The sequence below is a fragment of the Streptomyces deserti genome (assembly GCF_054782695.1).
The window spans coordinates 1-15,773 of sequence record NZ_BAAGRZ010000057.1; the positions used below are offsets into that span (position 1 = coordinate 1).

The following is a 15,773-nucleotide window of genomic DNA, read 5'->3' on the forward strand; positions in this document are numbered from 1 at the left end:
CGCCACCACCACCTGCAACCCCAACCCCGCCCAACGCCCCACCCCCGAACGGCCCTCCCACGGAAGACCACTCCACACCGCCACATACACGTTGAACACCACAAGGCCGACAACGAGGAGAACATCCGTCGCCGTAAGGCGCCGCGCTGACGCACCCAAGTGGTGCCCACCGGCAGTCCCGACTGCCCGCACGGCCAACTCACCCCCGTACACACCGGCTTTCGCCGTCTTTGGTCACCGGGAGCCTAGTAGGTATCCACGTGGAGCTGTAGTTGCCGCCCTGACCTGTGGCTTCCCGCGTCCGCGGAGGTGGGGGGCGGCGCCCTGCGGCGGTCCGGCGAGACGGTGCCCGCCGTACCGCGCCAGCTCCGCCGGAGGGGGAAGGCGGGGCCGATTAGCTACTTTCGTCGGTAGGGGTGCCAACGTTTCCCTCTGCCGGGCCGGTTGCCGGGCGGTGTTGAATCGTATGTGTCGGCGGCCCGGCGATCGGACTCCGGGCCGAGCGTGAGAGGCACAAGGCGCTCACCCGGAACGAATTGAGGAGCGGCATGCTGTGGGTCGGCATCGTCCTGGCGGTCCAGGGATTCGGATCATTCCTGACCGAGCAAGTCTGGGACACGGAATTCGGTGTCACGGCGCTGCTGCCGAGCAGTACGCCTTCGTGGGTGAGTCTGCTGATCGGTGCCGTGGGCCTGATCATTCTCGCGGTGACGGGCTCTCGTGCCCGTAAGTCCGCGCACAACTGACAGGTTCACCTATCGCTGGCACCCCAAGTCTCCCGGTGGTCGACAAATCCCCCGTTGTCGGCCACCGGGATTTCTCTTTTTGAACGGAAGCCGTCCAGCAAAAAGACGCGCCCTGAAGGGGGCGCGTCTTTTGGGGCGTTGGTGTTCCCCGGTCTATCCGCGGGTCTTTTCCCTCCGTTCAGGCGGTCAGATGCGCCCGGAGGACCTCGATCACCTCGGCGGCGTGTTCGGTGAGGTAGAAGTGGCCTCCCGGAAAGACCTTCAGGTCGAAGTCGCCGGTGGTGTGCTGTTCCCAGGCCCGCGCCTCGTCGAGGGTCGTGCGCGGGTCGGCGTCACCGGTGAGGACGGTGATCGGGGCCGCGATGGTGGCTCCGGGCTCGGCCCGGTAGTTCTCGATGGCGGTGTAGTCGCTGCGGATCGCCGGCAGCACCATGCGCAGCACCTCGTCGTTGCCCAGCACCCGGGGGTCGGTGCCGCTCAGCTTGCGCATCTCGGCGATGATGCCCTCGTCGTCGCGCTGGTGGACGTTCTCGGACCGATGGGTGGACGGCGCGCGGCGCCCGGAGGCGAAGACGCGCACGGGGCCCTGGCCGTCGCGTTCGAAACGGCGGGCGACCTCGAAGGCGAGGACGGCTCCCATGCTGTGCCCGAAGAAGGTCAGCGGGCGGTCCGCGCAGGGCCGCAGCGCCTCATGGGCCCGGTCCGCCAGCTCGGCGATGCTGTCGATGCCCTTCTCGGTGTGCCGGTCCTGCCGGCCGGGATACTGCAGGGCGGCGACGTCGGCCACGGCGCTGAGGGCGGACGAGACGGGGAAGTAGAAGCTCGCCGAGCCGCCGGCGTGGGGGAAGCACACCAGACGGGCGGACGCGTCCGGTGCGGGGTGGTAGCGGCGCACCCACAGGTCGGTCGAGGGGGCTGTCGTCATGGCGTGTTCCATCCAGGTCGTGGACATGGCCGAAGGCGGGACGGGCCCGCCTTCGAGGACGTACGGGGGAGGTCGGGGGAGGCAGGCTAACCCATGGGGAAGCGGACCTCGCCGGCGACGATGGGGTTGGCGTAGTTCCTGGTGGTGATCTTGATCCGGTTCAGGGCCAGGCCGGTGAGTGCCTCGAAGACGGCCCTGCGGGCGTTCATCGCGGTGGTGTAGCCGGCGTCCAGGTGCGGGGCGACCTCGACGACGTCCATGCCGACCAGGTCGGTCTCGTGCGCGATGCGCCGCAGTGCGGTGAAGAGTTCACGGGTGGTCAGGCCGGCCGGTTCGGGGGTGCCGGTGCCGGGGGCGAAGGCCGGGTCGAGGACGTCGATGTCCAGGGACAGGTACACGTGGTCGGCGGCCGCGCGGGCCTCCTCGATCACCTTGTCGACGACGGCGGCGAAGCCGATCCGTTCGATCTCGGCCATGAAGTGCGAGCGCATGCCGGCCCGCCGCATCCAGTTGAACAACTGGTCCTCGGGGCCGGAGATGGTCCGGATGCCCACCTGGATGATGTTGGGGCCCGGCACCATCTCCTCGTCGATGAGACGGCGGATCGGAGTGGTGTGGGTGGCCCGGTGGCCGAACAGTTCCTCGTGGCAGTCCGGGTGGGCGTCGAAGTGGATGACGGCGATGGAACCGCGGCCGTGCACCTCGGACAGGGCGCCCACGCTCGGCCACAGCAGTGAGTGGTCGCCGCCGAGGACCACCGGCCGCGCCCCGACTTCGGCGATCTCCCGGACGAGTCCCCGGATGGGTTCCATGGAGCGGGCGATGTCGAACGGGTCGACGGCCGCGTCTCCGTAGTCGACGACCTTGAGGATGTTGAACGGGTTGACGCGGGTGGCCGAGTGCACGAAGCCCTCGGGGGTGTTGTACAGGTAGCGCTCGTCGGAGCGGATGGCCCGCGGCCCGTAGGCGGCTCCGCGGTGGCCGCTGGACACGTCCACGGGGCAGCCCACGACGGCGACGTCCACCCCGCCCGCCCTGAGGTCCTCCTGGTTCAGGGCCAGGGGGACGCCCATGAAGGTGGGGATGCCGGAGTAGGAGGGCTGGACGTAGTAGCGGCGCAGGTCGATCGGGCCGGCTTCGCGCCGGGGGAAGAAGGAGCGGTCGACCTCCCGCCGCCAGCTCTCGGATTCGGGTGTCTCGCTCATCTCTCTCCTCGTTCACGGTGCTGGGTGGGCGGGGCGGGGACCGCCGCGGGGGCGGCCGTCCCCGGTGCGGTCACCGGGGACGGCCGCTGACCGGCAGGCGAGTGCAGCCGCTGATCACCGGTGAGCTCCGTCGCCGTACGGGGCCGGAGACGTGCAGGTCCGGCAGCCGTTCGACCAGGACGCGCAGGGCGGTCTCGCCCTCCATGCGGGCCAGTGGGGCTCCGATGCAGTAGTGGATGCCTCCGGAGAAGGAAAGGTGCTCGGCCTGGTCCCGGCGGGTCAGGTCGAAGCGGTCGGGGTCGGTGTAGACCTCGGGGTCCCGGTTCGCCGCGCCGATCAGGACGACGACGGAGCTGTTGGCCCGGATGTGGTGGCCGTGCAGCGCGGTGTCCTCGTGGGGGACGCGCTGGGCCTGGAGGGCGGGCGAGTCGTAGCGCAGGGTCTCCTCGACCGCGGCGCGGGCCAGGCCGGGGTCCTCGCGCAGCATGTTCCACTGCGTGCGGTCGCGGGTGAGGGCGAGGACGGCGTTGCCGATCAGGTTGGTGGTGGTCTCGAAGCCGGTGACGGCGAGGACGGTGCAGAAGGCGAGCAGTTCCTCGGTGGTGAGCTTGCCGTCCTCCTTGGCCAGCGTGAGCCGGCTGACCAGGTCGTCGCCCGGGTCGGTGGCACGCAGCGCGATCAGTTCGGTGAAGACCTCGTCGAGGTCGTCGACGGCGGCGCGGAAGTCCCGGGCCATGGCGAGCGACTTGACCCCGTCGATCACCGGTCCGACCTTGCGTCCGGCGCGGATGAACCGGTCGTGGTACTCCTCCGGGACGCCGAGCAGCTCACCGATCACCAGCAGCGGCAGCGGGCCCGCGAAGTTCTCGATGAGGTCGAACTCGTCGGCGGTGGCCGTCTTGTCGAGCAGGCTGTGGCAGAGCTTCTCCACCTCGACCTGGTACTTGCTGATCATCTTCGGCCCGAAGGCGGGCTGGGCGAGGCGGCGCAGCCGGGTGTGGTCGGGCGGGTCGAGACCGAGGATGGAGCTGTTCCACGGGATGTCGTCCATGATCTCGTGCCCCGGGACGCCGCCCTCCTTGCGGTTGAGGAACAGGGAGCGGTCGCGCAGGACGCGGCTGCCCAGCTGGTGGCTGCCGATCACCCAGGTGCCCAGGTGGCTGCGGTGCAGGGGGCCGCGTTCCCGTACGCGCGCGTACAGCGGGTAGGGGTCCTCCTGGCCCATCAGGAGGTGGGCGAAGGGATCCCCGAAGACCCCGAACGCCCGCAGCAGCGCCCGGGTCGTTCTCAGCTTGGCGCTGAACTTCCATCCGGCCAGTGGGCTGTCGTTCAGTACGGCCATCACTGCTCCCTGCGCGAGGCGGTGCGGGCGGGTCGGAGTGCCTGTTCCGGTCCGAGGGCGACGACGTCGAAGGCGCGGGTGGTGGAGTCGAGGCGGTGGAGGAGCCGGTCGTGTCCGGTGAGGTACAGCTTCGCCACGTTCTGAGCGCGCAGGGTCTCGACGATCGGGGGCCAGCGGACCGGGTGGTCGAAGGTGTCGAGGAGCAGGGTGCGCAGCTGTTCGGCGGTGGTGACGAGCGAGCCGTCGTGGTCGGCGACGATCGGCAGGCGCGGGTCCTGGAGGTCGAACTTGGCGAGCACCCCCTCCTCGACACGGTCGCGCAGCCCGGTGAGCACCGGGCAGTGGGCGGGGGGCTTCATGGTGTACAGCGAGTAACCGCCGACGGCGCTGATGCGCCGTTGGAACGCCTCCAGGGCCGGCTCGCGCAGCGTGATCAGGTGCATGCCGTCGTCGAGCCGGCCGGAGATCTCGTGGTACTCGCCGCGGTCGGCGAGTTCGGACAGGACCTCGTTCAGCGGTTCGTCGGGCACGCGCGTGATGACGAGCGTCACCAGGTCCTGGTGCTGCTCCTCGAAGTACGTCCGTTCGCAGTGGGCGAGTTCGGCGGTCAGCCGGACGGCCTCGGCGAACGGGAGGGCGTCCGAGAAGGCGGTCGCGGCCTTCAGGCCGAAGCTGAACCCGACGCAGATCTCGGGCTCCGCGCCGAGCACCTCGCGCGCCCGGTCCGCGAGGGCCACGGAGTTGACGAAGAAGGCGATCTGGGTGAACTCCCCGTAGTCGTCGCCGTCGGCGCGGAAGCCGTCGAGGACGGAGCGGCCCAGTGCCGTGTCGGCGGCGGCGAGCCGGTCGCGGACGAACGGGTCGATCATCATGAACTTGCCCACGTCGGTGAAGCGCGAGGGCCCCATGCCCGGGAACACCACGGCGGTGCGTGCCTGGTCGGTGGTCATCAGTGTCCGCTCTGTCATCCGCTCTGTCTGCTCGTGTAGGTCTGGTCGGCTCGGTGGGGTCCTCGGTCCGGTCACCAGCGGCGCGGGCGCCCGAGGCGCCTGAGACCCCTTGACCGGCGGCGCGGGGTGCCTGACACCCCGTCACCGGCGGCGCGGGGCGCCTGAGATCCGGTCACCGGCCGTGCGAGGGCGCCCAGGTTCAGGCCGAGCGGGCGAGTGCCGCCGTCTGCTCCCGGTCCTGTGCGGCCCGCTCCTGAAGGGCGCGCCGGTCGGGCTTGCCGTTGCGGTTGAGCGGGAAGCTGTCGATGACCGTGACGCGGTTGGGGTGTTCGTAGGCGGGCAGCGCGTCCTTGATGACCTCGCGCCAGGCGGCCGCGTCCCGGCCGGTCGGGTCCTCGACGAAGAAGACGAGTTCGCTGCCGCGCGCGCCGTCGGGCAGGGCGATCACCTTGACCGTGCAGCCGGCGGCGGCGACCTTGCGCTCGATGATCTCCGGGTAGAGGGTGTAACCCATGCGGTGCACGGCGAGTTTGCGGCCCGCCACGAACAGGTTGCCCGCCTCGTCGAGGTGCCCGAGGTCGCCGGTGCGGTACCAGCCCTGCTCGACGGGATCGAGGCTGCCGTCCTCGGCGAGGTAACCGGCCATCATGTCCGGGGTGTCGACGACGATCTCGCCCAGTTCGCCGGGCGGCAGGTCGTTGTCCTCGTCGTCGGCGATCCGCAGCGCCAGTCCCTTCATGACCTGTCCGCAGGCGACCGGGTTGTCGATGGTGGCGAAGGCGATGTTGCCGAGCTCGGTGCTGCCGTAGCTGTCGAGCAGCGGATGGCCGAAGAAGTCGACGTACTCGTCGGACAGCGCCGGGTCGAGCGGGGCGGCGCCGCTGCAGAACATGCGCACCTTCGCCAGGGCGGCGCGCACGTCGGGCCGGCGACGGGCGAGGTTGAGGATGCTGCGGTAGGTGGCCGGGGTGGCGTCGAGCACGGTCACGCCGCACTGCCCGCCCATCAGGAGCGAGCGGTCCAGGCGGCGGTGCGGGGCCACGATGAGGGAGCACTCGGCGAGCCAGGCGATCAGCACCATGGACAGCCCGTACTGGTGCGCGAAGGGCAGCAGCGGGAGCAGCACGTCGCCGGGTCCGTGGCCCATGTGCTCGGCGTTGCGGCGCAGGTTCTCCAGGAAGCGGGCACCGGACTTGACGATGCCCTTCGGGGTGCCGGTGGAGCCGGAGGACCACATGATCAGGCTGTCCTGCAGGGCGCACCAGGTGTCGAAGGACAGCGACCGCTCGTCCGGGGTCCTGCCGGCCGCCTCGACGAGCAGCTCGTACAGGTACCGGGACCGGCCCGTCCCGTCGGGCATCGGGGCATCGTCGTCGTAGAGGCACAGTGTGGCCCGGGTGCGCTCGATGATCCGTTCCGTCTCCCGGGCGTGTTCCTGCTGGTCGACCAGGACGATGGACGCGCCGACGTGCATCAGCGCGAAGAAGGCGTTCAGCCAGGCCGCGGAGTTGCCGGCCTTGAGCAGCACCCGGTCCCCCGGGCGGACCCCGTCGTCGCGCAGAACCGCCGCGGTCCGCAGAGTGTCGGTCTCGAATTCCGCGAAGGTCCGCGCCGAATCACCCGTGAATATGTTCGGCGTCATCGGCGCCGCCCCCTTTCCCGGTACTGAGAAATGACGAGAGTTGACCGCACGGACAGGCCGTTTCCGGACTCAGGTGCGAACCTATTCGCCGCTCTCCCGCCGCAGAACCCCTATCTATCCCCTAACACCCCCTGAGCAGGGACAATCGCATTCTCTCGGACAAGTCGGCGGACCGGTCGGAGCGCTACTGTCGTCCATGTTTACCGCATGGACGGACCGGACTGGACAGCCCTGAATTCCTTTTCCCTGTAGGCATCGCCGACAGATTCAAATACCGCGGAGGTTCCGGTGACAATCGCTGCTCAGCATTCTGGCCGTCCGGCAGGGGCGGGAGGCCGGTCATGACCGCACAACTCCACGAGACCGCCCTGGTCCGGGAGGCGGACTCCGCCCTGCCGCCGTTCGCGGGCCGCGCGGTGGGCGCCGCCGGCGGCGCCTCGTTCCTCGTGCTGCTCCTGGTCAGCACGCGGTACGGCTTCCAGGGCGACGAACTGTACTTCCTCGGCGCCGGACAGCATCTGAGCTGGAGTTACGCGGACCAGCCGGTGCTGCTGCCGCTGCTCGCACGCGGCATCGACGCCCTGACCGGCGGCTCGCTGTTCGCGCTGCGTCTGCTGCCGGCGCTGCTCACCCTGGCCGGCGCGATCGTGGCCGCCCTGATCGCCCGCGAGTTCGGCGGCCGGCGCCGCGCCCAGGTTTTGACCGCCGTCTCCTACGGGTTCGCCCCGGCCACGCTGATCAGCGGCCACGCGTTGTCCACGATGGTGGTCGACCTGCTGCTGTGGACGACGGTCACCTGGCTGCTGGTGCGCTGGATCCGCACCCGTGCGGACCGGCTGCTGCTGTGGGCCGGCCTGGCCACGGCTCTGGCGTTGCAGGCCAAGTACCTCATCGTCGGCTACTGGGCCGTGATCGCCGTCTGCCTGCTGGCCGTCGGCCCGCGCGCGCTGCTGCGCCGCCGCGCGCTGTGGGCGGGTGCGGCCGTCGCCGCGGTGACCTCGGTGCCCGGCCTGGTGTGGCAGGCGCGGCACGGCTGGCCGCAGCTGGAGATGTCCGGGGTGCTCGCCGACGAGAACATCCTGGGCGGCCGCGTGGGCTTCCTGCCGTATCTGGTGGTGCTCGCCGGGTTCGTGTTCACCGTGGTCCTCGGCTACGGGCTGGTGCGTCTGCTGCGGTCCGCGGAGTTCGCCCCCTATCGGTTCCTGGGCTGGGCGTTCGTGGGGCTGACGGTGGTCCAGCTCGCCGTCGGGGGCCGTCCGGCGTATGTGGCGGGCCTGTTCGCGCCGCTGTGGGCGGCGGGCGCGGTGGCGCTGGAGCGCGGCGGCGGTGCCCGCTGGTGGCGCTGGCTGGCCGGCTGGCCGGTCTACGGTCTGACCGCGCTCGTCACCGTGGCGGTGTCGCTGCCGGTCTATCCGGTGTCGCAGGTGACCCGGACCGAGCAGCCGAAGAACAATCCGGTGGCCGCCGAGACGCTGCGCTGGCCGGAGTTCGTCGACGCGGTGGAGAAGGCGTACACCTCGCTGCCCGCCGGTGAGCGCGAGCGGGCGGTGGTCGTCACCCAGTACTACGAGCAGGCCGGCGCGGTGGACTTCTTCGGTCCGGACCGGGGTCTGCCGCACGCCTACAGCGGCCACCGCGGCTACGGGTACTTCGGCGCCCCGCCGGACTCCTCGGGAGCGGTCGTCTACGTCGGCTCGGACGTGGCCCGGCTCGAGCGGTACTTCACGCGGGTCACCCGGGCGGCCACCGTCGCCGGGGGCACGGGCGAGAGCCATCTGGACGGCACTCCCGTGTGGATCCTGGACGGCCGCACCACCCCGTGGTCCCGGATCTGGCCCGACTACCGGCACCTGTCCTGACCGTTTCCCCTGCGCGCGCTGCGCAGCACCGCACCGAGGCCCTCGGAGACCGGATGTCTCCGAGGGCCTCGGCCGTGCGGGTCAGAGCCGGTCGAGCCACTCCTCGACGGCCCGCGCGGTGGTCTCCGAGTGTTCCTCCATCACCGTGAAGTGGTCACCGGGCACGTCGACGGCGGTGTGTTCCAGCTTCCACGAGGGCCGCCAGTCGTAGTCCCGCGTCCACTCCATGATCGGGTCGGAGGCCCGCACCAGGAGGGTCGGCGCCTGGATCGGGTCCGGGCGCAGGCCGAGGAACATGTAGCGGGCCATGGCCGTGGTCCAGGCGTCGCCCCAGTCGTCGTCCCCGCTGTCGGGGACGCCGTCGTAGCGGGCGGCGAGCTGGCGCCCCATCGCGGCGGACATGTCGCCGAGCGCCTGCTCGTCCACGTACGTGTCGATCAGCACCACGCCCGCCGGCGCGGCCCCCCGGTCCTCCAGCTCCCGGGCCACGGCGTGTGCGACGAGCCCGCCGGAGGAGTGCCCGGCCAGCACGTACGGCCGGTCGCCGAAGCTGCGTTGCACGGTGTCCGCGTGCAGTCGCACCAGGGCCGCCTTGTCCGCCGGCAGCAACTCGCCCTCGAGGAAGCCGGGATGGGTGACGACCTCGACGTCGCGGCGGCCGCGGAAGCAGGCGCCGAAGCGGGCGTAGTCGTACGCGCTGGCCCTGCCGATGTACGAGGTGAACAGCACCAGGCCGGTCGGCTCGGCGCCCCGCGCCAGCGGGAACGGCTGCCGCGGCTCGGCCAGTTCGGCCTCCGTGGTGAAGGAGGCGCGGAACTGCGCCATGGTCCGCAGCACCGGGATCAGGTCGTCCGCGCGGCCCTGCCGGGCGGCCTCGTCGTAGAGGGCGGCGAGGCTGGTGGCGGGCTTCGGTGCGACCGGGCTGGAGGGGGTGGCCGGGGTCGACGGGGTGGCCTGGGTGGCCGGGGTGGACGGGCCGGGATCCTGCCGGGTCGGCTCGTGGGCCGGGGCCGGGGTTGAAGCCCGGGACGGGGCGAGGGCTGAGGCCGTGGCCGGGTCGGGGCCCCGTGTGCCGGTGGGGCCGGCCGGAACGTCGCCGGCGGGGCCGGTCGGTGCCTGGGGAGCGCCGGCCGGTTCCCGCCGGGGCGGGACGCCGGTGGCGTCCGCGGTACGCGCGGCGGCGGCGCCGGCGGCCGTTGCCGGGGCGGTCTCCCGCCGGTCGGCCAGGTCGGCGGCCAGGCGCCGGGCCAGGGCCCGGGGGGTCCGGTTCTGGAAGACCAGCGTGGCCGGCAGCCGCAGGCCGGTGGCGGCGGCGAGACGGTTGCGCAGTTCCACTCCGGTGAGGGAGTCGAATCCGAGCTCCAGGAAGCCGCGTTCGTCCTCGACCCGGTCGGCCGAGTCGTAGCCGAGCACCGCCGCCGCCTGGTCCCGGACCAGCGTCACGAGCAACTCCTCGCGCTCGGCGGGGGCCGCGGCGGCCAGCCGGGCGGCGAAGTCGTCCGCGCGCTGCGCCGCCGGGTCCGCGCCCGCCGCGGTGCGCCGGACCGGGCCGCGCACCAGCCGCCGCATCAGCGGCGGCACGCCGGTACGGCCGCTCGCCCGCAGGACCGCGAGGTCCAGGCGTACGGGCAGCAGCAGCGCCTCGCCCGCGGACCGGGCGGCGTCGAAGAGCGCGAGGCCCTCCTCCGACGCCAGCGGCAGGACACCACCGCGGGAGATCCGGGAGAGGTCCGTCGCGTCCAGGGCGCCGGTCATCTCGCTCCGCTCGGCCCACAGGCCCCAGGCCAGCGCGGTGGCCGGCACTCCCTGGGCCCGCAGCCGGTGGGCGAAGGCGTCGAGGAACGCGTTCGCCGCCGCGTAGTTGCCCTGTCCGGGGCTGCCGAACGTGGCGGCCGCCGACGAGAACAGCACGAAGTCCGTCAGGGCGTGCGACCGGGTCAGCTCGGCGAGGTTGAGGGCGGCGTCCAGTTTGGGCCGCAGCACCGTGTCCAGCCGCTCCGGCGTCAGCGATGTCACCAGGCCGTCGTCCAGCACACCGGCCGCGTGCACGACCGCTGTCAGCGGGTGCTCGTCGGGAACCGTCGCGAGGGCGGCGGCGAGGGAGTCACGGTCCGCCGCGTCACAGGCGACGACCCGGGCCGTGGCGCCCAACGCCTCGAGTTCGGCGACCAGTTCGGCGGCCTGCGGGGCGTCCGGTCCGCGTCGGCCGGTCAGCAGCAGGTGCCGCCACCCGTGCGCGACGACCAGGTGCCGGGCGACCAGCGAGCCGAGGGTGCCGGTCGCGCCGGTGATCAGGACCGTGCCTTCCGAGACGGCGGAGCGGCCGGTGCCGTCGGAGGCGGTGGAACCGGCGGTGCCGTCGGCGGAGACGGTGGAACCGGCGGTGCCGTCGGAGGCGGTGGAGCCGTCGGACCGCCGCTCGTCGGGCTGTGTGGCGGACGGCGACGCGTGCTGGGGCGGCATGGCGGACGTCCGCCCGTCGGCCGCCGCGGACGGGCCGGACGCGGGCACGAGACGCGGCGCGTGGAGCGCCCCATCGCGCACCGCCAACTGCGGCTCGTCCAGCCCGAGCCCGGCGGCCACCAGACCGCTGACGGCCTCCGAGTCGTCCACGTCGACCAGGAGGAACCCGGGCCCGCCCGCGTTCTCCGACTGGGCGGCGCGCACCAGCCCCCACAGCGGGGCATGCGTCACGTCCGGTACGTCACCGCCGTCGACGGCGACCGCTCCCCGGGTGACCAGGACCAGCCGGGTGTCGGCCAGGCGCGGCTCCGCCAGCCAGGTGTGCAGCAGTGCGAGCGTCCTGTCGAGCGCGGTCCTGGCGCCCTCGGCCACCTCCGTGTCCGGGCCGGGTGCGAACGCCACGAGTACCGCGTCGGGGGCCGGGGCACCGGCGTCGAGCGTCGCGAGCAGCGTGCGCTCGTCGGCGTACCGATCCACGAGGACGCCGGACGCCGTCAGCCCGGCGGCCACCTTCAGATCGTCGGGACCGATCGCGGCCCAGGACAGCGGGCGGACCGCCGGTGTCGGCACGGGAGTCCACTCGATGCGGTACAGCGCGTCCTGCGCCCGGCCGCCGGACGCCTCGCGCAACCGTTCGGCGACGACCGGACGCAGCTCCAGCGAGCCCACCGCGGCCACCGGCTCCCCGGCGTCGTCGGCGAGCAGCACCGCGACCCCGCCGTCACCGGACGCGGTGACCCGTACGCGCAGCCCCGTGGCGCCCTGGGCGTGCAGCGAGACACCGCTCCACGAGAACGGCAGCCGGACCCCGCCCTCCTCGTCCGAGTCGGTCAGGGCGACGGCGTGCAGGGCGGCGTCGAACAGGGCCGGATGCACACCGAAGGCCTGGGCCTGCGCCTGCTCGGCCTCGGGCAGCCGTACCTCGGCGTACACCGTGCCGTCCGTCTCGTCCCGCCACGCGGCCCGCAGGCCCTGGAACGCCGGACCGTATTCGAGCCCCGCCTCCGCGAGCCGGGCGTAGAACCCTTCGACGTCCAGGGACCGGGCCCGCTCGGGCGGCCAGGTCGACAGGGTCTCGGCGTGTCCCGGTCCGTCGGAGCCCCCGAGGGTTCCGGTGGCGTGCCGGGTCCAGACGCCGTGCGTCCCGCCGCGCGAGGACACGGTCACCGGCCGCCGCCCGGCGACATCCGCCGCTCCCACCCAGACCTGTACGGTGACGGACTCCTCCGGGCCGACGACCAGCGGAGCCTCCAGGGTCAGGTCCTCCACGGCGGCGCAGCCGACCTCGTCGCCGGCCCGCAACGCCATCTCCACGAAGGCGGTCCCCGGCACCAGTACGGTCTCGCCCACCGCGTGGTCCGCCAGCCACGGGTGTGTACGGCGGGACAGCCGGCCCGTGAGCACGTACTGACCGGAGTCGGCCAGCTCCACGGACGCGCCGAGCAGCGGATGGTCCGCCGACTCCAGCCCCACCGACGTCACGTTGCCACGGCCGCCGAGCCCGCCGGTGAGCGGCTTCGGCCAGAAGTGCTCGCGCTGGAAGGCGTAGGTGGGCAGGTCGACGGTCCGGGCGCCCGGGAACAGCGCCTTCCAGTCCAGCTCGACACCGTGGACGTGGGCCTCGGCCAGTGACGTCATGAGCCGCTTCACGCTGCCTTCGTCGCGGCGCAGCGAGCCGAGCGCGGCGGCGTCCGCTTCGGTGTCGTCGATGGTGGCCTGCACCGGGACGGTCAGCACCGGATGCGGGCTCATCTCCAGGAACAGGTCATGTCCCTCAGCGAGCAGACCGCGAGTCGCCTGTTCGAACAGGACCGTGTGGCGCAGGTTGCGGTACCAGTAGGAGCCGTCCATCGGCTCGTCCAGCCACGCACCGGTGAGCGTCGAGAACAACGGCACCCCGGGCGCCGCGGGCGCCACCGGAGCCAGCACCTCGGCCAAGTGCTCCTCGATCGCCTCGACCTGCACGGAGTGCGAGGCGTAGTCCACCGGGATCGTCCGGGCACGGATCTCCCGCTGCTCGCAGTGCGCGACCAGCTCTTGCAGCGCCTCCGGCTCACCGGAGACCACGACGTGCGAGGGTCCGTTGACCGCCGCGATGTCGATACGACCGTCCCAACCGGCAAGCAGCTCGCGGGTCTCGGCCTCCGGCAACGTGACCGACACCATGCCCCCGCGACCGGACAGGGCACGGATGGCCTGACTGCGCAGCGCCACCACCCGGGCCGCGTCCTCCAGCGACAGCGCACCGGCCACGCAGGCGGCAGCGATCTCACCCTGGCTGTGACCCACCACAGCGGTCGGCTGCACACCGGCCGCCCGCCACACCTGGGCCAGCGACACCATCACCGCGAACAACACCGGCTGGACCACATCCACCCGGTCGAAGTTCTCCCCGTGGAGTTCCTCGAACAGATCCCAGTCGACGAACGCCGACAGCGCATCCGCGCACTCCCGCATCCGCGCGGCGAACACCGGGCTGGCATCGAGGAGTTCCACCGCCATCCCGGCCCACTGCGACCCCTGCCCCGGGAACACGAACACCGGACGCACCGACGCCTGGGCCCGGCCGGTCACCGCACCCGCCGGGTCGACCCCGCCGAGCTGCTCCAGGGCCGCCAGTGCCTCTGCCCGGTCCGCGGCCAGTACCGCGCCCCGGTGCTCGAAGCGGGACCGCGAGACCGTCAACGACCAGGCGACGTCGGTGAGTTCGGCCTCGGAGTGGGCCTCCAGGTGCTTCCGCAGCCGGGCCGCCTGTGCGCGCAGCGCCTCCGGCGACTTCGCCGACAGCACCAGCGGCACGACTCCGGGCAGCACCGGCTCTCCGGCCTCTTCCTCCCGCGCGGGCTCCTCGACCGGCGCCTGCTCCACGATCACGTGCGCGTTCGTGCCGCTGATGCCGAACGAGGAGATGCCCGCCCGGCGCGGCGCGTCCTCACGCCGAGGCCAGGGGCGCGGTTCGGTGAGGAGTGCGACGGTGCCGGCCGACCAGTCGACCTCGGGGGTCGGCTCGTCGACGTGGAGCGTCTGGGGCAGCAGGCCGTGGCGCATCGCCATCACCATCTTGATGACGCCGGCGACACCCGCGGCGGCCTGGGTGTGGGCGATGTTGGACTTCAGCGATCCCAGCCACAGCGGTCGGTCAGCGGGCCGGTCCTTGCCGTACGTGGCGATCAGAGCCTGCGCCTCGATCGGATCCCCGAGCGTCGTCCCCGTACCGTGCGCCTCCACCGCATCCACGTCGGCGGGTGTGAGGCGGGCGTTGGCGAGCGCGGCACGGATCACGCGCTGCTGGGAGGGGCCGTTGGGCGCCGTGAGGCCGTTGCTCGCGCCGTCCTGGTTGATCGCCGAGCCGCGTACGACAGCGAGGACGCGATGCCCGTTGCGGCGGGCGTCCGAGAGGCGTTCGAGCATCAGCAGGCCGACGCCCTCGCCCCAGCCGGTGCCGTCGGCCGCGGCGGCGAACGCCTTGCAGCGGCCGTCGAAAGAGAGGGCCCGCTGGCGGCTGAACTCCGCGAACGCGGCAGGGGTCGCCATGATGGTCGCGCCGCCGGCCAGGGCCATGTCGCACTCGCCCCGGCGCAGCGCCTGCGCGGCCAGGTGTGTCGCCACGAGCGACGAGGAGCACGCGGTGTCGACCGTCACCGCCGGGCCTTCGAGACCGAAGGTGTACGACAGCCGGCCCGAGGCGACGCTGGGCGCGTCACCGGTCATGACGTAGCCCTCGACGCCCTCGGTGGCAGCCATCGCCGTCGAGTACCCCTGGGAGGAGGTGCCGACGAACACTCCGACCGCACTCCCCCGCATCGTCGTGGGATCGATCCCGGCGCGTTCGAACGCCTCCCAGGCGGTCTCCAGGAGCAGCCGCTGCTGCGGGTCCATGGCGAGGGCCTCGCGCGGCGAGATGCCGAAGAACTCGGGGTCGAACTCGTCGGCGTCGTGCAGGAAGGCGCCGCTGGTGACGTAGCCGGTCCCGTCCTCTCCGGCCGGTATGCCGGCGGAGTCGGTCAGGGCCGAGTCCCAGTTGCGGTTGTCCGGGAAGCCCGACAGGCCGTCCTCGCCCGAGGACACCAGGCGCCAGAGGTCTTCCGGGGTTTTGACGCCGCCGGGGAAGCGGCAGCTCATCGCGACGATGGCGATCGGCTCGTCGTCGGTCGCCGGGCCCGCGGCACCGCCCTGGCCGACGGGGTCGGCGGCCGTGGGCAGGGAACCGAGGAGTTCGGTCCGCAGGTGTGCGGCGAGGGCCTTCGGGGTCGGGTAGTCGAAGATCAGGGAGGCGGGCAGGCGCAGTTCGGTGGCCGCGGTGAGGCGGTTGCGCAGCTCGACGGCCGTGAGGGAGTCGAAGCCCAGTTCCTTGAACGCCTTGGTGGCATCGACCGATTCGGGCGTCGGATAGCCGAGTACGGCGGCGACCTGGGCGCGGACGATGCCGACGAGCTCCTCGATCCGGTCCTCCTCCGCCAGCGGGGCGAGGCGTTCGGACAACGACAGTGGAGTCCCGGACGTAGCCGTCTCCACCTCCCTGACCTTGCGGACCTGAGGGGCGCGGATGAGGGTGCGGAAGAGCGGGGGGACGTGCTCACCGAACTGGGCACGCAGGGCGGGCAGGTTCAGCTTCATCGGCACCAACGCGCCATCGGCCGC

The 15,773-nt window shown here is 72.3% G+C and carries 7 protein-coding genes and 1 pseudogene; 2 read left to right on the forward strand and 6 right to left on the reverse strand.

The features are described 5' to 3' along the window. Window positions 1-548: 548 nt before the first annotated feature. Complete coding sequence (locus tag ACYVMZ_RS38300) at window positions 549-746, forward strand: hypothetical protein (RefSeq protein WP_461087777.1); 198 nt, start codon at window positions 549-551, stop codon at window positions 744-746. A 178-nt stretch (window positions 747-924) separates the two neighbouring features. On the opposite strand, the gene ACYVMZ_RS38305 is transcribed toward ACYVMZ_RS38300, so the two are convergent. The 5 genes from ACYVMZ_RS38305 to ACYVMZ_RS38325 all read right to left on the reverse strand — a co-directional run bounded on the left by ACYVMZ_RS38305 (window position 925) and on the right by ACYVMZ_RS38325 (window position 6,810). Beyond that, entirely contained in the window at window positions 925-1,671 is a 747-nt protein-coding gene (locus ACYVMZ_RS38305; RefSeq protein ID WP_461087779.1) for a thioesterase II family protein, read from the reverse strand. Between the two features lie 86 nt (window positions 1,672-1,757). After that, on the reverse strand, window positions 1,758-2,876 hold the full coding sequence (locus ACYVMZ_RS38310) for an agmatinase family protein (RefSeq protein WP_461087781.1): 1,119 nt from the start codon (window positions 2,874-2,876) through the stop codon (window positions 1,758-1,760). A gap of 70 nt (window positions 2,877-2,946) precedes the next feature. Next, window positions 2,947-4,218: a cytochrome P450 gene (locus ACYVMZ_RS38315; RefSeq protein ID WP_461087783.1), complete on the reverse strand. Its 1,272-nt coding sequence runs from the start codon at window positions 4,216-4,218 to the stop codon at window positions 2,947-2,949. Beyond that, on the reverse strand, window positions 4,218-5,186 hold the full coding sequence (locus ACYVMZ_RS38320) for an ACP S-malonyltransferase (RefSeq protein ID WP_461087785.1): 969 nt from the start codon (window positions 5,184-5,186) through the stop codon (window positions 4,218-4,220). Before ACYVMZ_RS38320 ends, ACYVMZ_RS38315 begins: the two co-directional genes overlap by 1 nt. A gap of 181 nt (window positions 5,187-5,367) precedes the next feature. Beyond that, window positions 5,368-6,810 (reverse strand): class I adenylate-forming enzyme family protein, encoded by a 1,443-nt coding sequence (locus tag ACYVMZ_RS38325; protein ID WP_461087787.1) that lies wholly within the window; start codon window positions 6,808-6,810, stop codon window positions 5,368-5,370. 341 nt (window positions 6,811-7,151) lie between these two features. Here ACYVMZ_RS38325 and ACYVMZ_RS38330 point away from each other — a divergent pair, with 341 nt between their 5' ends. After that, window positions 7,152-8,669 carry an ArnT family glycosyltransferase gene (locus tag ACYVMZ_RS38330; protein WP_461087789.1) on the forward strand — a complete coding sequence of 506 codons (1,518 nt, stop codon included), beginning with the start codon at window positions 7,152-7,154 and terminating at the stop codon, window positions 8,667-8,669. A gap of 81 nt (window positions 8,670-8,750) precedes the next feature. Here ACYVMZ_RS38330 and ACYVMZ_RS38335 read toward each other — a convergent pair. Further along, window positions 8,751-15,566 (reverse strand): annotated as a pseudogene (locus ACYVMZ_RS38335) (SDR family NAD(P)-dependent oxidoreductase); the annotation flags it as partial. Window positions 15,567-15,773: the final 207 nt, after the last annotated feature.

Bases quoted from the DNA above. Each gene is read 5' to 3' on its own strand.
- ACYVMZ_RS38300 (WP_461087777.1), top strand. From the start codon at position 549: ATGCTGTGGGTCGGCATCGTCCTGGCGGTCCAGGGATTCGGATCATTC.
- ACYVMZ_RS38305 (WP_461087779.1), bottom strand. From the start codon at position 1,671: ATGACGACAGCCCCCTCGACCGACCTGTGGGTGCGCCGCTACCACCCC.
- ACYVMZ_RS38310 (WP_461087781.1), bottom strand. From the start codon at position 2,876: ATGAGCGAGACACCCGAATCCGAGAGCTGGCGGCGGGAGGTCGACCGC.
- ACYVMZ_RS38315 (WP_461087783.1), bottom strand. From the start codon at position 4,218: ATGGCCGTACTGAACGACAGCCCACTGGCCGGATGGAAGTTCAGCGCC.
- ACYVMZ_RS38320 (WP_461087785.1), bottom strand. From the start codon at position 5,186: ATGACAGAGCGGACACTGATGACCACCGACCAGGCACGCACCGCCGTG.
- ACYVMZ_RS38325 (WP_461087787.1), bottom strand. From the start codon at position 6,810: ATGACGCCGAACATATTCACGGGTGATTCGGCGCGGACCTTCGCGGAA.
- ACYVMZ_RS38330 (WP_461087789.1), top strand. From the start codon at position 7,152: ATGACCGCACAACTCCACGAGACCGCCCTGGTCCGGGAGGCGGACTCC.